Below are 21,298 nucleotides of genomic sequence, written 5' to 3'. Positions count from 1 at the left end.
AGTATGAATATCCTTGGGATTTCTGCCTACTATCACGACAGTGCCGCAGCTCTGCTGGTTGATGGTGAAGTTGTTGCAGCAGCGCAAGAAGAGCGCTTCACCAGAAAGAAGCACGATTCTGCCTTTCCTGCGTCAGCAGCTCGTTATTGCCTTGAGTCTCAGGGTCTGAAGCTGAGCGATATTGAGGCAGTGGTCTACTACGAAAAGCCACTGCTGACGTTTGAACGTCTGCTTGAGACCTATCTGGGTGCTGCTCCCCGAGGCGGGCGCTCGTTTGTGGCAGCGATGCAGGTCTGGTTGAAAGAAAAACTCTTTCTCAAGACTGAGCTAAAAAAACAAGTGGCGGCCCTCGGTGAGCCTGATGCCAAGCAGCCTGAGCTGCTCTTCAGTGAGCACCACCTTTCCCATGCTGGAGCAGCTTTTTATCCCAGCCCGTTTGAGAAGGCGGCAGTCCTCTGCATGGATGGTGTCGGTGAATGGGCAACCACCTCTGCATGGCTGGGTGATGGCTCCGAACTCAGTCCTCTCTGGGAGATCAACTTTCCCCACTCGCTGGGGCTGCTCTACTCGGCATTCACCTACTACTGCGGTTTCAAGGTCAATTCAGGCGAGTACAAGCTGATGGGCTTGGCTCCCTACGGTGAGCCTCGTTTTGTCGATCAAATCAAGTCCCATTTGATTGATATCAAGCCAGATGGAACATTCCGCCTGGATCTGAGTTACTTCAAGTTTCATCGCGGCTTCCGTATGACGGGCCGAAAGTTCCACAAGTTGTTTGGCAGGCCCCCGCGCAAAGGAGAAACAGAGCTCAGTCAATTCCATATGGATTTGGCTGCTTCCATTCAGGTAGTCACCGAAGAGGTTGTTCTTAAGTTGGCTCAGACCCTCCGGCAGGAAACGGGCGCGACGGCCCTTTGCTTGTCAGGGGGTGTCGCACTCAATTGCGTGGCGAATGGAAAATTGCTCCAAGCGGGCATCTTTGATCAGATCTGGATTCAGCCAGCCAGTGGCGATGCGGGTTCAGCCCTTGGTGCTGCATTGGTGGCTTGGCATCAGCACTTCAAATCCAGCCGCCGACCCGTGGCCGGCGATGCAATGAAGGGCACCTATCTCGGTCCCACCTTTTCGAACTCCGAAATCCGCGATTACCTCACCAGCATTAAGGCTCCGTTCCACGCCCTGGAGGACCCGCTTCTTTTTGATCGTTTGGCTGAGCTTTTGGATCAAGGAAAAGTGGTGGGCTGGTTCAACGGAAGGATGGAATTTGGACCGCGCGCTCTAGGTGCACGTTCAATCATCGGCGATCCGCGCAATCAGCAGATGCAGAGCGTGATGAACTTGAAAATTAAGTACCGTGAAAGCTTCCGCCCTTTTGCTCCATCTGTCCTTGAACAGGAAGTCTCGAATCAGTTTGAGCTCAATGCCAAAAGCCCTTACATGCTTCTTGTAGCGCCGGTCAAGAAAGAGCTTTGCCAGCCCATGACAGCCAAGCAGGACAAGCTTTTTGGAATCGAAAAGCTCAATATTCCCCGCTCATCCCTTCCAGCCATTACCCATGTGGATTACTCAGCCCGCGTTCAGACCGTTTCTGATCGAACCAATCCCCGCTATTTCAATTTGATCAAGGCGTTTCAGCGAAGAACAGGTTGTCCGACCATTGTGAATACATCGTTCAACGTTCGTGGTGAGCCGATTGTTTGCACGCCTCAGGACGCCTATCGCTGTTTTATGCGGACGGAGATGGATGTGCTGGTGCTTCAGAACCAGCTGTTGTTCAAGGATGAGCAGCCTCAAGATGAGGCTGATGAAAGTTGGAAGCAGGAGTTTGAACTCGATTAATCATGTCGCAGTCATCACATCCCTCCAAGAAGCAGCTCCGTGACTTCGGAATCCTGCTGGGAATCGTCTTTCCTGTAGTTTTTGGTTTGTTGATTCCGGCTCTCAAAGGCCATCACCAACCTCTTTGGCCATTTCTCATAGGAGTGCCAAGTCTGACGTTGGCTTTGTTCGCTCCCCGAGCACTTCAATGGCCTTACCAGGGCTGGATGAAGCTTGGCCACATCTTGGGTTGGGTTAATAGTCACTTGATTCTTGGAGCTGTCTTCCTAATTGTTCTTCAGCCCATCGCCTACGTCATGCGTTTGACCGGCTACGATCCTTTGAAGCGCAAGCGCGCAAGGCTTCAGTCCTATCGCGAACAGACTAAACACAAGTCTGTTGATTTAACCCGCATTTTCTGATTGCACGATGGAAGCTTTTTTGGATCTTCTTAAAGATGTCTGGGACTTCCTCAAGGTCCGTAAGAAGTATTGGCTGGCTCCTCTCATCATCACGATTGTCTTGATGGGTTCGCTTCTTGTGTTCACCCAGGGATCCGTTGTTGCGCCGTTTATCTATTCGATCTTCTAAGGAGAACAGGGGGCGGGTAGCTCCCAGCATGCACCGGCTGCGGGGTGGCTGATTGGCCGGCTGTAGCGGGGTGTGTAGAAGCCCCTCGATCCATCCTGATAGAAGAGAGTTGCTTCTGGGAAAGTATTCCTAGATATGTTTGAAATCCTCCACAGAGAAGTGAACATCAAGATAGACAATGTTGCTGTAATAAATACTCTTTCGGGCTGTTTTTGCAGGTCAACCCCATTGGTTCCTCTGACATTTATCCACTGGGTTGAACCATAGAGAGTGAGCAGGATTGGCCCAAAATAGAATCTCGGATCAGGCGGCAGCATCAGGACTGAAAAGATCCAAAAAACTGTGTTGGCTGTGAGCAAGACGGTCCATCGGCTTTGTTTTGCTGTTGCCCATCCAATACAGGAGCAAGCCAGGCTGATCGCGGTGTAGGTCAGCATGCGCTTTCCATTGAGCGATTGCGCCCATTTAGGAAGCCACTCACCTGGTGAGGCGTCAGCCTTCATGGCATCGACTTGATCGCTGTAGGCAAAGCGTGCCCAGGCCATCGTGCTGAACTTTGACTCCTTAATCGTTGCCTCTTTACTGATGGCCTCTGCTCGAAGAGGTCCAGTCTGTGCAAGTGGATAGGAGAGATATCCCGTTGTGATGTAACCAAATCCACACGTGATAACAGTCAGCAATGCAATCAACGGAACAAGCGTTTTTATGTCACTCCGAAGCCGCTGCCAGTCCCATCGTTTTAGGTAGCCAGCCAGGACCACTGGCAGCAAGAACAAGCCACTCACCTTGATGAGAGGTAGAAAAGCACTGATGCCTGTTGTTATAAGTGACAGTTTCCGGTTCGCCGCATCGTTGTTGCTGACCAAAATGCAGCACACGAGGAAGATGCAGCCCAGTGAAAAATCCGCGTTGAATGAATGGAAGCTTTCTGTTGACTCGCTCGGCAGCAGAAGGGCTCCGGTCACCACAACTGAAGCTACGAGTACTCGATGATTCTTTTTGACGTTTTCGGCTAAGACGAGAAGTGTTCCAGTGAGCACCAGGCCATTGAGCGATGGCAGTGCCACTGTTCCCGCTAGTCGTGATAGAGCACCCTGCCCGTAGAGCAGCAGATTAAAAAAGGCATAACGGCTATGAAGCCAACCCAGATTCCACTCCAGACCGATTTGATTGAGGTGGTTAATCAGAGGTAGGTGATAAAGCCCGGTGTCATAGGTGAATGATCGAGGGGTCAGCCAGAGAAGAAACAGATACAGAATCACTCCGATGGCGGCTTGTTTTCTCCAGCTCGGAATCCTGTAAACCGTCCAGATCGACAGCGCACATGTCAGGCCAGCTGTTCCGAAGCCAATGGCTCGAAACAGGCGGTGCGCCAGCTCTTCTGGCAGGCCAGCCTCAATGCCAGCCCATTCGCTGATGAAACCAAGGCAGCCCCACAGCGATCCAACCAGAACAAGCACAATCAACCCCAGACCAAGCGGGAGGGCTTTGTCTGGGGCAGCTTGTTCCAATTGGCTCACGTACCTCTGTTCGCCTGAATCAGGCTCCGAAATGGTTAATCACAGCGTCGGCAAACCCACTGCAGCTGACCGGTTCAACAGGGGGCTCCATTAAGCGGGCCAGGTCATAGGTGACCTCCTGATTGGCAATCGCAGCACTGATTCCTTTGGTGACCAAATCAGCGGCTTCCTGCCAGCCCATGTACTCGAGCATCATTACGCCGCTCAAGATCACCGAGCCCGGGTTGATGCGATCGAGGCCGGCATGTTTGGGGGCTGTGCCGTGGGTTGCCTCAAAAATGGCAGCGGTGTCGCCAATGTTGGCGCCAGGGGCCATGCCCAATCCGCCGACCACCGCTGCAGCGGCGTCTGAGATGTAGTCACCGTTGAGGTTCAAGGTGGCCAGGATCGAGTAGTCCGCAGGGCGGGTTTGGATCTGCTGGAAGATGCTGTCGGCGATGCGGTCATCGACCATCACCATCTGCTTCCATTTGCCGCCGCCATGGGTGGCTCCGATGGTATCGATCACCCCCTGCACCTCAGCGCAGATCGCTTCTTTTTTCTCGGGGGTCAGGCTGTCGTAGCCCGGGTCGATCATCTTGGCGTTGGCCTCAACACTCAGCCCAGGGTTCCGATCGGCGTTGTCCAGGATCCAGCTCTCACGCTCTGTGACGCAGTCAGCACGGAATTCCGTCGTTGCCAGCTCATAACCCCAATCGCGGAAGGCGCCCTCCGTGAATTTCATGATGTTGCCCTTGTGCACCAGGGTCACGTGGCGCTTTTTGCCTTCCATCCGTAGGGCGTGCTGGATCGCCTTACGGATATGGCGCTGGCTGCCGTCCTTGCTGACGGGCTTGATGCCGATCCCTGAACCCTCAGGAATCTGCCGCTTACCGAGCTTCCCGTTAGCCGGAATCACTACCTCATTGAGGTGTTTGCGCAGCTCCTGGCCGACCGGATCGTTCGCTTCCCACTCGACACCCATATAGATGTCTTCAGTGTTCTCGCGGTAGACGATCACATCGAGGTCTTGGGGCCGTTTGTGCGGGCTGGGTGTCCCTTCGTAGTAGCGGCAAGGACGCACGCAGGAATAGAGGTCAAAGATCTGCCGCAGGGCCACGTTCAGCGACCGGATGCCTCCTCCAACTGGGGTGGTCAGAGGACCCTTGATGGCGACGCCGTACCGACGCACCGCTTCGAGGGTGTCTTCGGGCAGGTACTGATAGGTGCCGTAGAGGTCGCAGGCCTCATCGCCGGCATAGACCTTGAACCATTCGATCCGGCGCTCGCCGCCGTAGGCCTTGGCGATTGCCGCATCCAGCACCTTCTGGGTGGCCGGCCAGATGTCAACGCCGGTGCCATCACCACGAATGAAGGGAATGATGGGGTCGTTGGGAACGATGGGCTGACCGTTCTCGAAGCGAATGGCCGTTCCTTGCGTGGGGGCGGTGAGCTTCTCGAAGGTCGCCATGGCTGCGGCAAAACACTGAAGGTGAGCCTAGGTTTCGGCCAAACAGGGTTCTGCAGCCGGAGACACGCATGAATGCAGGCGACCAGGCTCGATCGCTGGAGCTCGCCCAGTTGATCGCTTCTGTTGCCGCGCTATTTCGCCAGCACTTCCCTGATGCACGTCCGAATCTGCGTCCTTGGCGTGATGACCCCCAAACCCGCGCCTATGAGGATCAGCAGACCCTTGACCTGTCGTTTCATCTCCCCGGCTGGAGTCCCCGTAGCCAGTGCCGCTCGTTCTTGCTCCAGCTGAGCCTGTCTGAGGGGGTGACGGAGGCCAAGCCCAGTCTGCTGGGGGTCACCATTCGAGGTTTGACCTACGAGAGTGAGCGCTGGAGGCTCACCACCCTGGGGGAGTGGCTCCCCGCCGGGACCCATCCGCCGGTTGAGTCCGTGACCCTCAAGCTCAAGCAGTTCTGCGCTGAGCTCTTCGACCTGTTTGAGAGAGGAGCGAGCGAAGCAGACGTGGCGTAACCCTTCGCAATCTTGGGCTCATCCACCGCAACCTTCCCCTTACTTTGATTCTCCTGACCGTGCTCAACGGCACGACCACGATTTCAAGGACATGTCTGTCGCTCTTGCTGCCCAGTTGCGTGAAGGGACCAAGAAGTCCCACACCATGGCCGAGAACACTGGCTTTGTGAGCTGCTTTCTCAAGGGCGTCGTGGATAAGGCGAGCTACCGCAAGCTGGTGGCCGACCTCTATTTCGTCTACGGGGCAATGGAGGACGAGTTCGCCCGGTTGAAAGACAACCCGGTCCTCGCCCCAATCGCCTTCGAACAGCTGAACCGTCGTGAGGCCCTTGAGAAGGACCTGGCCTATTACTTCGGCTCGGACTGGAAGCAGACCATTCAGCCGTCACCTTCCGCCAGCGTCTACGTCGAGCGCATCCATCAGGTGGCCAAGGAGTCGCCCGAGTTGCTTGTGGGTCACCACTACACCCGCTATCTCGGCGATCTCTCCGGTGGTCAGATCCTGAAGAACATCGCCCAGAAGGCCATGAACCTTGGTGGAGACGACGGTCTCCACTTTTATGAGTTCGATGCCATCTCAGACGAAAAGGCCTTTAAGGGCACCTATCGCTCGGCGATGGACACCCTTCCGATCGATCAGCCCATGGCCGACCGGATTGTGGAAGAAGCCAACGAAGCCTTCCACCTGAACATGAACATGTTCAAGGAGTTGGAGGGCAACCTCGTCGCCGCGATTGGCAAAGTGCTCTTCGGCTTCCTGACCCGCCGCCAGCGCACCGGCAGCACGGAGACTGTGGCTGCCTAGTCGCCCCGCCTTGCGTTCCCTTCGCTTCTTAGTTCCCGGGACGACCGGTCGCTTTCGCTGCGGCGGGCTTCTCGTTGAGCTCCAGACCGCTCGGATGTTGTCTGGTCTGGGCCCCGTTGAAGTGGTGACGTATCGCCAGCGAGAACAGGGTCGTCCTTTTCTGGCGGATTTGCTCCGGGATGAGCCCCTCCCAGGTGGAGCGGGTACTGCGCTTTGGATCGTGAGTTGGGGGTTTGACGTTCCTTGGTTGTTGCGGCAACTCAAAGGCCGTGCTTGCGCCTATCACGCCCACAGCAGTGGCTATGGCTTTTCCTTGCCCGCTGGTGTGCCTGTGTTGGCGGTGAGTCGGAACACCCTGGGTTACTGGGGCGATCAGGCCCCACGAAATCCGCTTTGGCTGGTCCCCAATGCCCTTGGCTCCGAGTGGCTGGAGCGGGGACAGCGCAGTGGAGCGGGCGAGCGCAGCATCGATGTCCTTGTCCAGCTGCGTAAGAACAGTGCCTATGTCCTGCGGCAGTTGGTGCCGGCGTTGCAGGCCAAAGGGCTTCGGGTCGAAGTTCAGTCGGGATGGGTCGATGACCTGGTGGATCTGTTCAACAGCGCAAAGGTGGTGCTCTACGACTCGGCGGATTACTGGCGTGGTCGCGGCGTGACCGAGGGCTTTGGCCTGCCTCCCTTGGAGGCCCTGGCCTGCGGCTGTGTGGTGTTCAGCAGTTTCAACCATGCGTTGGCCGACACCTTGGACCCAGGGCGGATGGGTCACCAGTTGGGATCGGGCACGTTGGCGGCAGATCTTGAGGCGATCAGCGCCGCGGTGAGTGATCCAGCTTCCTGGAGGCCCGATCAATCAGATCTGACAGCTCTTTTGGCGACAGCCAACGAGGCGGAGCTCCTGACGCGTTGGCGGCAGGCGCTCGAGGCGGTCACTCAGCACTGGGATCGGATTTTTGCCGGGGAGCCTGCGCTGAAGGCTCCAGCGCGATGGACGCTTCGGCTGCAGGCGAAACTCAGGCCAATCGGTTCGCTGGCTGGCCGTTTGAGGCCGTAGCGCATGGCTGGGAGCCATAGTTTGTTGCCATGCGCAGCCGAACCTTCGATCAGCTACGCCACCTGCTGAATCACTTGCCGCGGCGGCGGCGGTCGGCGTTGTGGATGTTGGTGCCGCTCTCGGTGGTGCCCGGCGTGATCGACTTGGCCTCCGTCGCGGTCATCGCCCGACTGACGGGCTCCTTGGTGGACTCCGATCTTGAAGACCGGCTGCCAGGCATCCACGTTTTTGGTGGGGACAGCATTAACCAGAGCGTCTGGATGATCCTCGTGTTCATCCTGCTGGCTTGGGGAGCATCACTGTCAAAGATCTCGCTGAAGTTTTTTCAGCAGCGTCTTTCTGCTGGAATCTGGCGGGATATCTCGAATGAAGTTCATTCAAGACTGCTGCAGCAGCCCTTTGAATATCACTTGGGTAAAAGTACGGCTGACCTGAGTTCTCAGTTATTGAGCAACTTGAATCGTGTTGCCATCAATGTTGTTACTCCGATTCTGCAGATTCTCAGTGCGTCTGTTTCGATCGTGCTCTTGTCGATCGGAATCTTGTTTGTTGGCCGCTGGCTGGCCGTTGTTCTGGTCGTCAGCTTGGTGTTGGCCTACAGCGTCATCTCCAGCAGCGTCACTCCCAGGCTCCGCCATGGCTTCCGGCAGAAGATGCGGCTGGAGGCGGAATCAACCAATATTTTATTTGAGTCTTTGGGCTCGATTCGCGATATTCAACTTAGTGGGTCTGAGCCCTATTTCGAGCGTCAGTTTCAAGTCTCTGGAGAGAAGGCGCGTCGCTTCGCTTGGATGACCGAGTGGCTCCCGGATCTGCCCCGCGGCTTGATCGAGCCCTTTGGGATCACGATGATTTTTGCGGTCGGAGCCCTGCCGGCCCTTCTCAGCGGAAATCAGAATGAGGTCAGGGCGATCTTGCCTTTTCTGGCGACTATTGCCGTCGCTGCCCTTCGCCTGACGCCGCCTCTGCAGGATGCGTTTCGCTCCTTGACCCAATTGCGGGGGGGACTCCCCCTTCTCGATGGGGCCTTGGCCTTGCTCGATTTGCCAGCTGATCGCCCGACCCAGCGAACCCCCGGTGTTCCCTCTGCTGCAGGTGTGTTTCCGCGGAACACCATTCGCCTTCACGACGTCTGGTACCGCTACCCCCATTCCGATGACTGGGTTTTGAAGGGGGTCAACCTTTCGATTCCGGTGGGCTCTCGCATTGCCCTGGTCGGCAGTACCGGCAGCGGCAAAACCACGACCGCCAACATCCTCTTGGGATTGCTGCCTCCCAGTCGCGGTGCCTTGGATCTCGATGGGATTCCAGTGGAAGGTCTCGATGTCCCGGCCTGGCAGGCCAACTGTGCTCAGGTGCCCCAGTCGATCAATCTGCTCAATGGCAGTGTTCTTGAGAACGTTGCCTTTGGGGAGCCCATTGACCAGGTCAAATCCGACCAGGTTTGGGAGGCCTTAGAAGCGGCCCAGCTCCAGGACTTTGTGGCTGAACTTCCCTACGGCTTGCACACCCAGGTGGGGGAGAACGGCTTGCGCCTCTCCGGTGGTCAGCGTCAACGATTGGCCTTGGCGAGGGCGTTCTACCGCCAGGCCAGCTTTTTGGTTCTGGATGAGGCAACAAGTGCCTTGGACAACCGCACGGAGTCGGAGGTGATCGAAGCCCTCGAGGTGATCGGCCGCCGTTGCACCACGGTCGTCATCGCCCACAGGCTCAGTACCGTTCAGCGCTGCGATCGCATCTACGAGTTCCACAACGGCAGCGTGAAGGCCTATGGCAGCTACACCGAACTGAAGGAGCGATCGGAGAGCTTCCGAGAACTGGCGATGCTTGAGCAGCAACAGGCGGCTTCATGAGTTTTCTGGCCGGTCTGAATGACGCCCAGCGCAAGGCGGTGGATCACCATGAAGGTCCATTGCTGGTGGTGGCTGGTGCGGGCAGCGGTAAGACCCGCGCTTTGACCCACCGCATCGCCCACATGATTGGGCAGCACGGCGTTGATCCAGCGGAGTTGCTGGCGGTCACCTTCACGAATAAGGCTGCTCGCGAGATGAAGGAGCGTCTAGAGCTGCTTCTGGCACAGAAGCTCGCGCAGAGTCAGTTTGGACAGCCGTGGAGCACGTTGGCTGCCGTTGATCAGCGGCAGTTGCGCTCGCGGATCTACCGCGAGGTCATCAAAGACCTCTGGATTGGCACGTTCCACGCGCTCTTCGCGCGGTTGCTCCGGTTTGACATCGACAAGTTCCGAGATCCAGAGGGGCTGACCTGGACTCGTCAGTTCTCGATCTACGACGAGGGGGATACCCAGAGCCTGGTCAAGGAGATCGTCACCCAGGAGCTGGGGCTTGATCCCAAGCGTTTTGAGCCTAAGAAGGTGCGCTGGGCGATCAGCAACGCCAAGAACCAGGGTTGGATGCCAGAGCAGCTTGAAGCTGACGCGGGCGGGCAGCGCGGCAAGTTGATGGCTGAAACCTACCGGCGCTATCGGCGTGCGTTAGCCGCGAACAACGCTCTTGATTTCGACGACCTGCTGCTGCTACCGGTTCAGTTGCTGCGCCAGAACGAGCAGGTTCGCAACTACTGGCACCGGCGTTTTCGCCATGTGCTGGTGGATGAGTACCAAGACACCAACCGCACGCAATACGACCTAATCAAGCTTCTGGTGACAGATGGCCGGGATCCTGAAGCCTTTGACGACTGGGCTGGTCGCTCGGTTTTTGTGGTGGGTGATGCCGATCAGAGCATCTACAGCTTTCGAGCCGCTGATTTCACGATCCTGATGGGTTTTCAGGATGACTTTGGTGACGGCGCCCCCGATGAAGCCACCCAGACCATGGTCAAGTTGGAGGAAAACTATCGCTCCACGGCCACCATTCTTGAAGCCGCGAATGTTCTGATCGCCAACAACAGCGAGCGTATCGACAAGGTCTTGCGGCCCACCCGCGGTGAGGGAGAGCTGCTCACCCTGACCCGTTGTGATGATGAGATAGCTGAGGCAGAAGCGGTGGTTCACCGCATGCGAATGCTGGATGCGGCCCATCCGGATTTGAGCTGGGGCGATATGGCTGTGCTGTATCGGACCAATGCCCAGTCCCGCGCGATGGAGGAATCCCTGGTGCGTTGGGGCATTCCCTATGTGGTGGTGGGTGGTCTCCGCTTCTACGACCGGCGTGAGATCAAAGACATGCTGGCGTACCTCAAATTGTTGGTGAACCCCGCCGACACGGTGAGCTTGCTTCGGGTCCTGAACACACCGAAGCGCGGGATTGGCAAGACCACGATTGAACGGCTGACGGATGCGGCCAATCAACTCGGCATTCCCCTCTGGGATGTGGTCAGTGACCCCGAGGCGGTTCGTTCTTTGGGTGGACGTTCCGCAAAGGGACTGCTGCAGTTTTGTGAGTTGATCAACAACCTGAAAGAACGCTCTGAAGATGCGGCTCCTTCGGAACTGGTTCAGCTGGCGATGGAGAAGAGCGGTTACGTCGCCGAGCTGATCGCTGCCGGGACCGATGAGGCTGAAGACCGGCGCCGAAACCTGAACGAACTGGTCAACGCGGCACTCCAGTACCAAGAGGAAAACGAAGAGGGCTCTCTCGAGGAGTTCTTGGCTTCCGCTGCTCTGGCCAGTGACGCGGACAGCAAGGACACCGAGCAGGACCGGGTCACGTTGATGACGTTGCACGCCAGCAAAGGCCTGGAGTTCCCCGTGGTCTTTTTGGTGGGCATGGAGCAGGGCTTGTTCCCCAGCTACCGCTCCTTGGAGGACCCCGCGGCGATGGAGGAGGAGCGCCGCCTCTGCTATGTCGGCATTACGCGTGCGAAAGAGCGGCTGTTCTTGTCCCATGCCAGCGAGCGCCGTCTCTGGGGCGGGATGCGGGAACCGGCGGTCCCGTCTGTCTTCCTCTCTGAGCTCCCGGAGGCTTTGGTGCAAGGGGATATTCCCCGGAGCGGTGGCGCAGCCATCCGCCGGGAACAGCGGCTGGATCGCCTCACCCGTGTCGACCGTCCGGGTTCAGGCTCTGCTTCCTCCCAGCCCGCGAACGCTGTCCGTCGGCGTGCGCCTGCTCGGACCTGGTCCGTTGGCGACCGTGTGCGGCATAGCTCCTTCGGGGAAGGTCAGGTCACGCACTTGTTTGGGAGTGGCGAAAAGATCTCGTTGGCGGTCAAGTTCGAGGGCATGGGGCCGAAGATCCTTGATCCGCGCCTCGCTCCGATCGAGCCCTTGTAGGTAGGCGGGCGATGGAGATTCCTGACGTCCCCAAGCCCCTACTGGAGGCGTTGACTCAGGCGGCAGCTGGCGAGCGCTGTGCCCTTGTCGGCGGTGTGGTGCGTGATCTCCTCCTGCACCGCCACCACGAAGATCCCTGGCGCGGTCTACCCGATCTGGACATCGTCGTTGAGGGTCGCGCGGCCGAATTAGTTCAGCGTCTCCCCGAAGCGCTGGAGAGCCAGTTCGCATGCTCGATCCCCCTCAGCCTTCAAGAGCACGGAGCGTTTGGCACCTTCGAGTTGGAGCTGCAGCTTCCCGCCGAATTCGGTGGCACCTGGCTCTTGGATGTCGCCTCCGCCCGTCAGGAGACGTATCCCGAACCAGGAGAGAACCCCAGCGTTCGCCTCGGAAGCCTGAAGGATGACCTGGCTCGCCGTGATTTCACGGTGAATGCCATGGCCTTGGAGCTCGCCAGTGGGGAGTTACTCGATCTCCACCACGGTCAAGCCGACCTCGCGGCACGCCAACTCAATTTGCTGCACCCCAGCAGCCTTAGGGATGACCCCACGCGGTGGGTCCGCGGTGCTCGCTACGCGGCTCGGCTTGGCTTTCAGTTCTCGGCAGCGGCTCAGCAACAAGCCCTGAGCACCCTGAGTCAATGGCCCTGGATTTGGCGGCCTGGTGATGATCCAGGTCATGCCCCACCGGCTTTGGGGACGCGTCTGCGCATGGAGCTGGAACTGCTGTTCCAGCGAGAGCCATGGCGGGTGGCAGTGCAGGTGCTTCAGCAGACAGGCGGATTGGTTCTGCTCGACACCCAGTTGCAGCAGGACGCTTCATGGGCCCGTCGTCTCCACTGGGCTCAGCGCTTGGCAGTGCCTTTGTTGCCGGCGCTGGTCGCAGGGGCTGCTGATCCTTTGGGTCTAGCGGAACGGCTGCAGTTGCCGCACCGTCAGCACAAGCTCTTGGTGCAACTCCAAGAGTTGAAGAAGCGACTCAACGCAGTCCCGACCGATGCACTACTGCCCTCGTGGTGGGCTGAGTTTTTAGAAGGCCCCGGGCTTAGTCCTGAGGCAGTGGCTTTGGCCATCACGTTGGGTGGTCCCCACTGGCATCCACTGCTGCGTTGGTGGGGCCGATGGCGGCATGTGCGTTCACCGATCTCAGCGGCGGTCTTGATGCAGGAGGAGGGGTTGAGACCTGGGCCGGAACTCGGTTCTCGGCTTAAGGCTTTGCGTCTTGCGGCGTTGGATCAGCTGCCCCGGTAGCCCTCCGGGTTTTGGGACTGCCAGGACCAGCCATCGCGGCAGATCTCTGCCAGCGATCGCTTCGTCTGCCACCCCAGTAGACGATTGGCCAAGGACGGGTCGGCCACGGTGGTTGCGGCATCTCCCGGTCGTCGCTCGACGAGTTGGTAAGCCACTGGTCTGCTTGAGGCCTTCTCAAAGGCTTGGACCACCTCCAAGACGGAATGACCCTGCCCGCTGCCCAGATTGACGGTGAGTAACTGAGGTCTCTGCTCCATCAGGTGCTGAATGGCGGCGAGGTGTCCCTCGGCCAGGTCCATGACGTGGATGTAGTCCCGGACGCCTGTGCCATCGGGGGTTGGCCAGTCGTTTCCAAAGACTTTGAGCTCTTGGCGCCGTCCAACCGCCACTTGAGAGACAAAGGGGAAGAGGTTGTTGGGAATGCCGTTGGGGTCTTCGCCGATCTGTCCGCTGGGATGGGCTCCGACGGGGTTGAAGTAGCGCAAACGCGCGATTCGCCAACCCTGTTCGCTGCTGCTGAGGTCCTCCAGCATTTGCTCAACAGCCGCTTTGGTGAAGCCGTACGGGTTGATGGGCTGGACTGGATCGGCTTCAGTCACGGGGACACGCTCGGGCAGGCCGTAGAGGGTGGCGCTGCTGCTGAAGGCCAGGGTCCGGCAGTTCTCCTCCTGCATGACAGAGAGCAGGGACTGACTGCCGGCGACATTCACATCCCAATAGCGCAGGGGCTCACGCACCGACTCACCCACGGCTTTGAGGCCGGCGAAATGGATGACTGCGTCGATGCCTTTCCCCGCTCGGAACCCTTTGCGTAGGTCGCTTTTGCTTCTGATGTCTCCTTCCACAACCTGGAGTCGCGGCGAGCTGCCCTCCAGATTTGCGAGTTGACGGACGCGCTTGAGCGATTCAGGTGAGCTGTTGCTGAAGTCATCCAGCACAACGAGATCGTGACCGGCCTCCAGCAACACCAGGCAGGTGTGGCTGCCGATAAAGCCTGCTCCGCCTGTGATCAGCAGTTGTGCCAAGGGGCTTTTGTGCTCCGCTTTGTGTTGGATTCAACCATTGATCAGGGGCAGGTCCAGGGAGCAGAGCTTTCGGGCAAGAACGGTTGCGGCTGCTTTGTGCCCCTCTCGGTTCCAATGGCCATAGCCAGGTCCAGGTTTTTGTCCGGCAAAACCATGGGCAATTAAACCTTGTTCATCCGCCTGTTGCTGCAGGTCCTGGGCAAGCGGCAGATACGGGATGCCATCGGCTTTGAGGACCGCTCCGAGCTGCTTCTCCGGTTTGAACCAGTCCAGACCGTGCTTGTTGATCTCTGCCTGACGGTCCTCTGGTTTGGGCCAGAGCTGCGGCGGTGTGGTCACACTGGTCACAACAAGCTGGCTCCCAGCAACCTGGGCTTCTTGCTTCCAGGTTTTCAGGATGGCCCAGAAGACCTCCCATCCCTGTCTCAGGTCGGCTGGGTCTTGTCCATAGAGCTTGGTTCCATCAGGACCCAGCGGGAAAAAAGTGCAGCCAGCTGCATCGCACTCTTCCCCAGCCCGAGCATTGTGCAGATTCTTGAGTTGGTTGATCAACTGGGCGAGACGGCTCCAGCTCAGGACCCAGTCGCTCAGTCGTCCGGCAAAGGACTGTCTGAAGCGATAGTCCGGGCTGCTGCGGAAGGCGTCGCTGCGATTCAGGTTGCCTTGATGGAGTGAAAACGTTGGTCCGGAGCCACTCCCCCGTTCGCTCTTAATGTTGTCCCTGAGGTCGTTTTCGAAGTAGACGGCGTGAAGGACAACTTGCGGTTGAAACCGCTGGGCGTCCTTTTGCCAGGTCAGCCAGCTCTGCCCCGTTCCGTAACCGCCGACTCCGAAATTCAGGGTTTCAGCGCCTTTGGGAAACCCTTTCAGCAGACGACATCCCGGCACAGCCGCCATCGCCGCGGGCAGTTGATTCACCCAGGTTTGCTCCAGTGGCACCTGCAGGGCTTCGGTGAAGGAATCGCCAAGAACGGCAATGCGCAAAACGCCCGGCTCCTTCACCAAGGCCCATTCGCTGTCTCGATAGCCCTGGGAATTGGTGTGCACTGGAGCGGATCCCTCCTGACTCCAGTGGGTGCGCACGTTGGATTTGAGGGTCCAGCCGCGATCGGAATCAGTTCGGTAAAGCCTGGGTGCCTGGACGCCAACGAGACGGCAGCCCAACTCCAAGGCCGCCACTGAGAAGGCCACTGAGCCCAGTAGCAGTGCTGCAGCTTGCCGCCGCGAGGTGTGGGGTTGTCCAGTCACCCCAGCATTGTCGCCGTTTCCGCTGATCCTCCAAACTGGCCTCAGTTCAGGAGTGGTGGTGGCGAAGCTGCAGAGTCTGCGGGGCATGGTCGATCTGTTGCCCGAGCAGATCGGCCTCTGGCAGCGGGTGGAAGCCACGGCCCGTGACCACTTCGTAAGAGCGCGTGTCGCGGAGATTCGAACACCGGTTCTGGAAACCACTGAACTCTTTGCCCGCGGCATCGGCGAAGCCACCGATGTGGTCGGCAAGGAGATGTACACCTTCAGCGATCGTGGGGATCGCAGCTGCACATTGAGGCCGGAGGGCACCGCCTCCGTGGTCCGAGCAGCGATTCAGCACGGATTGCTGAGCCAGGGCCCGCAACGGCTCTGGTATGGGGGGCCGATGTTCCGCTATGAGCGCCCCCAAGCTGGCCGGCAGCGCCAGTTTCACCAGATTGGCCTGGAAATGTTGGGCTTTGACTCAGCGCGTTCCGACGTTGAGGCGATTGCGACAGCTTGGGATCTGCTCCAGGACTTGGGTGTCCAGGGTTTGGTGCTGGAGCTGAACTCTCTTGGCAGTGCGTCAGATCGCGCTCGCTACCGCGAAGAACTCGTGGCTTGGCTCTCAGCTCGCGAGACCCAATTGGATGAGGATTCTCAGGCGCGCTTGCGTACCAATCCCCTGCGCATTCTCGACAGCAAGAACAAGGACACCCAAGCCTTATTGGTGGATGCCCCGACGCTTGCCGATGCCTTGTCCCCAGAGAGCCAGGAGCGCTTTGCGCAGGTGTGCTCCGGCTTGACAGCTCTTGGAATTCCTTTTGCTTTGAATCCTCGGCTGGTACGTGGTTTGGATTACTACAGCCACACTGCATTTGAAATCACTAGTGATCAGCTCGGGGCTCAGGCCACCGTGTGTGGTGGCGGCCGCTACGACGGTCTTGTTGAGCAGCTCGGTGGGGCATCGACGCCCGCCATTGGCTGGGCGATTGGCTTAGAGCGTTTGGTGCTTCTGCTTTCGCAGCTGGCCCCAGTGACTACTGATGCTCCCGATCTGTATGTGGTGAATCGCGGTGAGCAGGCTCAATGGTCTGCGCTTGTTCTGGCGAGGCAGCTCAGGCAGCGTGGATTGAGGGTCGAGATGGATTCCTCGGGTTCAGCCTTTGGCAAGCAGTTCAAACGAGCTGATCGAAGCGGTTCAGCCTGGGCTGCCGTGCTAGGCGATGGCGAGGTGGAGCAGGGAATCGTGACGTTGAAGGCACTACATCCGGACACGGAACTTCCGAAGGAGCGGACCTTTAAGTTGACCGAGATTGATCAGCTGGTCAGCATCCTCTCGGCTTGAGCATGTCGGGGACCCAGGAGCGTGTTGCCGCACCCAAGATTTCAGTCTTGATGGCAACCTGGAATTGCTCTGCGTTATTGGCCAACTTTTTCAGGAGTCTCGAGGAGCAAAGCCCAGGGGACTGGGAGTTGTTGATTCTCGATAATTGTTCCTCCGACGGCCTGCCGCAACTCGTTCGGCAATACCAAGCAGCTCACCCGGATTACCTGATTCGGTTCAGCTCTCAGGTTGATGTAGGGATCTATGACGCTTGGAATCGAGGAATCAAGTTGGCGGGAGGGACCTATCTGTGTTTCATCGGTGCCGATGATACGTTTGTCTGCTCTGAGAGCTTGCAGCAGCTGCTTGATCTGACAAGCTCGTCTGCAGAATTGATTACATGCCGGAACTGTTACTACTCGTCAGATGGTCGTTTCTTGAGAGACTGGGGTGCCTCCTGGAATTGGAAAAGGATGCGGGAGTCGATGAATATTGCGCATCCAGGAATGCTTGTGCGACGTGACTTATTTGAGCGATTTGGTTTGTTTGATCCAAGATTCAAAATCTGTGGCGATTACGAATGGTTCTTGCGTCTTACACCCGCAGTGTCTTCAGTTCATAGCCAGATTTCAATTCTTAAAATTGTTCAAGCTGGGGTGAGTCATACCAAGATTGGTGCTGTGTATGCGGAAACCTTTCGTGCTCAGGCACGTCATCTCAGCTTTCTTTGGAGTGCGGCATGTTGGCTTCTCAATTGGTTGAAATATGGTCGCCGGCGCTTGATTGGCCTGGCTTGAGACCATGCTTCTTCTGAATTACAAGCCCGTTTTGCATCACCCGACAGGAATTGGTGTATATGCCAATGCTGTTCTACCCGTGCTTCAGGACTTTGAGCACGTTGTCATTCCAGGAGGGGGATCCGGAGGTGGCAAGCAGCGTTTAAGGCGTTTGGCCTGGTCTCAATTTCAATTGCCGAGATTGGCAAAGCAAGTGAAGGCAGATCTGATCTTCACCCCTGCGCCGGAGGGTTATCTCGGCAAACAGGTTGTGCCGCAGGTTGTCATGGTCCATGACTTAAGGCCCTTAAGTCATCCAGAATGCTCCCTTCAATCGCTTTACTTTAAAAACTGGGTCCCACAACTCCTAAGGCAGTCTAGGCATATCATCACCAATTCTACATTTACGTCTTTGGAAATCTGCAAGGCTACAGGTGTACCTGAAGACAAAATCAGTGCGATACCTCTCGGATATGATTCTGAACACTTCTATCCATCAGAGACAAAGCAGACGCTTCATCACCGTCCCTATCTGCTTCATGTTGGCCAGGCTTACCCCCATAAAAATCTTCAACGCCTGATTCATGCTTTCAATGCGATCGAGCATCGCTTTCCTGCGGTTGATTTGGTTTTGCTTGGGAAGCCGCACCCCTCTGAGACACAAAAGCTCCAACAGTTGACATCCGAACTGGGCTTATCTACTCGAGTGATATTCAAAAGCTATGTGTCTTATGGGGATCTTCCGAATTGGTATCGAGGAGCTCTGGCCTTTGTTTACCCTAGCCTTTGGGAGGGGTTTGGCCTCCCGATTCTTGAGGCGATGGCTTGCGGTTGTCCTGTGATTACAAGTCTGGGATCGGGTACGCAGGAAGTCGCAGGAACCCATGCGCTGTTAGTTGATCCTTTCTCGGCCCCTGATATTCAAGAAAAAATTTCTCAATTATTGGATTCGAAAAAAACCCGCGATGCGTTTTCTAGGTTGGGCCTTGAGAGGACGTCTCAATTTTCTTGGGATGTAACTACCCGGAGGACAGCTGCAGTGATGGACACTATCCTTGCGTTGGCTTAACCGGTACTATTGCTTCCATTCTTCCCTAATCAGATATAGGGGTCTGGCTTTTACTTCTTCAAAGATTCTCCCAAGGTATTCTCCAAGAACACCCATTCCGATTAATTGAACCCCTCCCATAAATAGCACTGCTGTCATCAGGGAAGCGTAGCCGGGCAAGTCAATCCCGAATAGCAGTGTCCGTAGAACCATCCATCCTCCGTAACCCAAGGCAAGCAGTGCAATGGCGAGGCCTGCATAGCTCCAAACCTGCAATGGCATCCGACTGAAGGAGGTGACTCCGTCAATTGCAAAGTTCCAGAGCTTCCAATAGTTCCAGTTGGTTTGACCGAGTTTTCGTGGATCTCGGTCGTAATAAATCGCGGTTTGTCGAAAGCCAACCCAAGCGAAGAGTCCCTTCATAAAGCGGCTGCGTTCGGGCAGCTTGAGTAGTGCATCAACAACACAGCGATCCATCAGTCTGAAGTCCCCTGTATCGGCTGGTATTCCTGTTTTGCTCAAACGACCCATGAGCCGATAGAAGCCATAGGCGGTGAAACGCTTTGTCTTGCTTTCTCCAGCGCGCTGCCGTCTCACGGCATAGACAACGTCGTAGCCCTCCCGCCAGCGGGCCAGCATTCCTTCGATGACCGAGGGCGGATCTTGCAGGTCTGCATCGAGGGGAACGACAACATCACCATTGGCGGCTTCCAAGCCAGCTGTTAGTGCTGCTTCTTTGCCGAAATTCCGCGAGAGGCTGATGATTGTTGCCGTGATCTGAGGCCGCTTCCTTAGCTCTTCTTTGGCCACTGCAACGGACTGATCTCGGCTTCCGTCGTCGACGAGCACGAGCTCGAAGCCAATCCCTATCTGGGTCAGGCTGTCATCGAGCTCCGCAATGAGTGCAGGAATGCACTGCTCTTCGTTGAGGAAGGGGATGACCGCGCTGAGCAGTGGCTGTTTCCCGCGTTGTTCAGCCTCCATTGCCATAGCGCAGCGCAACCTCCCAAGTTCCTGCTTGAAGTGGAATCATCGTCCATCCGTCTGGAGCTCTCGTCAGTTCAAACGGTTGTTGATTCCATTCCTCGGACGCATCAGACGGTCTGACCAGCACTGTCCAGCGCGGGTCAGCCCACTGCATCAGTCTCAAGTTCCCCGGGCTCTTTGCGTCCACCAGTAACCGCCGTTCCGTTGGTGACTTGAACGTCACCTCGACCGTGCCTGCACCCGAGAAAGCCGACCAGTCCCTCTGGGGCCAGTTTGGTAGCCAAAAAATGGCCAGCCGTTTATTCCACGAGCTCTCCGGAATCGTGGCGGGGCTGTAGTCCGGGACGCCAGAGAGGGCGATTCGCCCATCGCGTGTCGCTGTAAATCGTTTGCTGAGCTCTCCAGTGCTTGGCAGTGCCGCCACCCCTATTGGACAAGGAACCAGAGGGTCACAGGCCAGCAGCGTCCGATTCGCTTGGATCTCCTTACGGCTTGGTGCGTGTCCGACGAGGTTGGTGCGAAACCTCCAGAGCGAGTCGAACCATGCGCCGACTGCAGCCAGCGCAGTCAGTAGCAAGGCCACGCGTCTCCAAGTCGAAGGGCTCAGTCTCGCGTTGGGTTGAACTCCTACCGAGGCCCACCAGAGCAAGGCGCCCATCCAGGTTGGACTGAGCCAGCGCCACGGGAATTGAATCCGCTGGAGCGGACTCACGAGTTCATAAACAGGCGCACTCACAGGGAGCATCAGGACCATACCGCTTGCGGCGAGAACCAATCCCCAGCGCCCAATGGGATCAACGGAGCGGCCCCACCCCAGCCACCTGATGATGAGGATCGAGCTGATCACCACGGCTTGAATCCAAATCAAGCGCCCGAAGCTGAACTGACCGGCCTGGCCTGAACCAAAGAACTCTCCGGGCAGTAGGCCCTCTGGAATCGGAGGCCTGACGGTTGGCAAGGCCAAGAGGGCTGGCAGCCAGAACGGTGAGGTCACGGTCAGCGCCAGGAGTCCAATCCAGAGCCAATTGCGCCATTGCCGCGATCCCCGCAAGACCACTCCAGCGGCCATCAGCCAGATCAGAGCCGTGAGCAGGCTGGCGTTCCAGTTGCTCAAGATCACCCCAGCCAAGGCTGTGCTGCTGAGAGCGATCCCCCAGCGCTTCTCTTGCTTCAGCCCCAGCAGGCCCAGGGTGAGCCACCACAGCAATCCTTGCGCCAAGGCTTCGGGCCAGGCGCCCCGGACATAGAGGTTCACCAGGAAGTAGGGGTTCAGGACTGCCCCCCACAGCAGGGCCCAGCGCCATCTCTCTTGGCGCAACCAGTGTTTGGCGAGCACTGCGGCTCCCACCGCGTTGACCAGCGTCACCACCAGCAAGCCACTGGCGAGGGCATGGTCTGGCGGGACGCCGGCAACCAACGGCAAGCCAACCAAAAGCCTGAATAGGGGCGGGTAGATCAAGAGGGCATGACTGCCCGCCCCGGCCCAGGGCAGATCACTCCACGTCGGCCAGAGCCAGCCACCTTGGACGGCTTTGGCCCAAGCCACAGCCCAGCCCAGATGCAGGAAGCCATCGGGCGTATCCAGGGGAACCCCGGCGATCCCCAGGGGCAGCCAGCTGACAAGCGCCAGGCCCACTGCCGCCAGCAACAGTGCCCGTCGCCCCATCGCCCCTCAAAAATCTCCTG

The 21,298-nt window shown here is 57.7% G+C and carries 18 protein-coding genes and 1 pseudogene; 12 read left to right on the top strand and 7 right to left on the bottom strand.

All coding sequences use genetic code 11. From position 1 onward, the window contains the following. Positions 1-3: 3 nt before the first annotated feature. The 3 genes from MY494_RS07785 to MY494_RS07775 are packed head-to-tail and all read left to right on the top strand — an operon-like array spanning position 4 to position 2,409. Positions 4-1,839, top strand: coding sequence for a carbamoyltransferase (locus MY494_RS07785; protein WP_247909662.1), 1,836 nt, complete (start codon positions 4-6; stop codon positions 1,837-1,839). A 2-nt stretch (positions 1,840-1,841) separates the two neighbouring features. Beyond that, a complete protein-coding gene (locus tag MY494_RS07780) occupies positions 1,842-2,240 on the top strand; it encodes an SxtJ family membrane protein (RefSeq protein WP_247909661.1) in 399 nt (132 codons plus the stop codon). A gap of 7 nt (positions 2,241-2,247) precedes the next feature. Beyond that, positions 2,248-2,409, top strand: a complete 162-nt coding sequence (locus MY494_RS07775) for a DUF5989 family protein (protein ID WP_247909660.1) — start codon at positions 2,248-2,250, stop codon at positions 2,407-2,409. Here MY494_RS07775 and MY494_RS07770 read toward each other — a convergent pair. Both MY494_RS07770 and MY494_RS07765 read right to left on the bottom strand, forming a co-directional pair. Next, positions 2,406-3,920, bottom strand: a complete 1,515-nt coding sequence (locus tag MY494_RS07770) for a hypothetical protein (RefSeq protein ID WP_247909659.1) — start codon at positions 3,918-3,920, stop codon at positions 2,406-2,408. The two genes, MY494_RS07775 and MY494_RS07770, sit on opposite strands and share 4 nt — an antisense overlap. Positions 3,921-3,948: 28 nt before the next feature. After that, on the bottom strand, positions 3,949-5,379 hold the full coding sequence (locus MY494_RS07765) for an NADP-dependent isocitrate dehydrogenase (RefSeq protein ID WP_247909658.1): 1,431 nt from the start codon (positions 5,377-5,379) through the stop codon (positions 3,949-3,951). Positions 5,380-5,447: 68 nt separating this feature from the next. Between MY494_RS07765 and MY494_RS07760 the strand changes: the two genes are divergently transcribed. From MY494_RS07760 to MY494_RS07750, 3 genes are all read left to right on the top strand, one after another. Then, the gene (locus tag MY494_RS07760) at positions 5,448-5,891 is read left to right on the top strand and encodes a hypothetical protein (RefSeq protein WP_247909657.1); all 444 of its coding nucleotides are present in this window, start codon (positions 5,448-5,450) and stop codon (positions 5,889-5,891) included. Between the two features lie 91 nt (positions 5,892-5,982). Then, positions 5,983-6,696, top strand: a complete 714-nt coding sequence (locus MY494_RS07755; protein WP_247909656.1) for a heme oxygenase (biliverdin-producing) — start codon at positions 5,983-5,985, stop codon at positions 6,694-6,696. Between the two features lie 10 nt (positions 6,697-6,706). Next, complete coding sequence (locus MY494_RS07750; protein WP_247909655.1) at positions 6,707-7,744, top strand: glycosyltransferase; 1,038 nt, start codon at positions 6,707-6,709, stop codon at positions 7,742-7,744. Between the two features lie 70 nt (positions 7,745-7,814). Here the strand turns inward: MY494_RS07750 and MY494_RS07745 are convergent, their stop codons facing one another. Beyond that, a complete protein-coding gene (locus MY494_RS07745) occupies positions 7,815-7,964 on the bottom strand; it encodes a hypothetical protein (protein ID WP_247912096.1) in 150 nt (49 codons plus the stop codon). Between MY494_RS07745 and MY494_RS07740 the strand changes: the two genes are divergently transcribed. Genes MY494_RS07740 through MY494_RS07730 form a run of 3 tightly spaced genes read left to right on the top strand, consistent with a single transcriptional unit; the run spans position 7,906 to position 13,222 of the window. Then, a complete protein-coding gene (locus MY494_RS07740) occupies positions 7,906-9,597 on the top strand; it encodes an ABC transporter ATP-binding protein (protein WP_247911992.1) in 1,692 nt (563 codons plus the stop codon). The two genes, MY494_RS07745 and MY494_RS07740, sit on opposite strands and share 59 nt — an antisense overlap. Continuing rightward, positions 9,594-11,972, top strand: coding sequence for a UvrD-helicase domain-containing protein (locus MY494_RS07735; RefSeq protein ID WP_247909654.1), 2,379 nt, complete (start codon positions 9,594-9,596; stop codon positions 11,970-11,972). Before MY494_RS07740 ends, MY494_RS07735 begins: the two co-directional genes overlap by 4 nt. Positions 11,973-11,983: 11 nt before the next feature. Beyond that, entirely contained in the window at positions 11,984-13,222 is a 1,239-nt protein-coding gene (locus tag MY494_RS07730) for a CCA tRNA nucleotidyltransferase (RefSeq protein WP_247909653.1), read from the top strand. Here the strand turns inward: MY494_RS07730 and galE are convergent. Continuing rightward, on the bottom strand, positions 13,207-14,247 hold the full coding sequence (galE, locus tag MY494_RS07725; RefSeq protein ID WP_247909652.1) for a UDP-glucose 4-epimerase GalE: 1,041 nt from the start codon (positions 14,245-14,247) through the stop codon (positions 13,207-13,209). The two genes, MY494_RS07730 and galE, sit on opposite strands and share 16 nt — an antisense overlap. 30 nt (positions 14,248-14,277) lie before the next feature. Next, positions 14,278-15,495, bottom strand: coding sequence for an SGNH/GDSL hydrolase family protein (locus MY494_RS07720; protein WP_247909651.1), 1,218 nt, complete (start codon positions 15,493-15,495; stop codon positions 14,278-14,280). Between the two features lie 58 nt (positions 15,496-15,553). On the opposite strand from MY494_RS07720, the pseudogene hisS reads away from it, so the two are divergent. From hisS to MY494_RS07705, 3 genes and pseudogenes are all read left to right on the top strand, one after another. Continuing rightward, positions 15,554-16,742 (top strand): annotated as a pseudogene (gene hisS / locus MY494_RS07715) (histidine--tRNA ligase); the annotation flags it as partial. A gap of 130 nt (positions 16,743-16,872) precedes the next feature. Beyond that, positions 16,873-17,598 (top strand): glycosyltransferase, encoded by a 726-nt coding sequence (locus tag MY494_RS07710; protein ID WP_247909650.1) that lies wholly within the window; start codon positions 16,873-16,875, stop codon positions 17,596-17,598. Between the two features lie 4 nt (positions 17,599-17,602). Further along, positions 17,603-18,646 (top strand): glycosyltransferase family 1 protein, encoded by a 1,044-nt coding sequence (locus MY494_RS07705; RefSeq protein WP_247909649.1) that lies wholly within the window; start codon positions 17,603-17,605, stop codon positions 18,644-18,646. A 6-nt stretch (positions 18,647-18,652) separates the two neighbouring features. Here the strand turns inward: MY494_RS07705 and MY494_RS07700 are convergent, their stop codons facing one another. Together MY494_RS07700 and MY494_RS07695 are read right to left on the bottom strand one after the other, a co-directional pair. After that, positions 18,653-19,609, bottom strand: coding sequence for a glycosyltransferase family 2 protein (locus tag MY494_RS07700; protein WP_247909648.1), 957 nt, complete (start codon positions 19,607-19,609; stop codon positions 18,653-18,655). Beyond that, positions 19,599-21,278 (bottom strand): hypothetical protein, encoded by a 1,680-nt coding sequence (locus MY494_RS07695; protein WP_247909647.1) that lies wholly within the window; start codon positions 21,276-21,278, stop codon positions 19,599-19,601. Before MY494_RS07695 ends, MY494_RS07700 begins: the two co-directional genes overlap by 11 nt. Between the last annotated feature and the right edge of the window lie 20 nt (positions 21,279-21,298).

Source organism: Synechococcus sp. A10-1-5-1 (assembly GCF_023115425.1).
Taxonomy (GTDB): Bacteria; Cyanobacteriota; Cyanobacteriia; order PCC-6307; family Cyanobiaceae; genus Vulcanococcus.
This window is presented reverse-complemented; position numbering and strand designations above follow the sequence as displayed.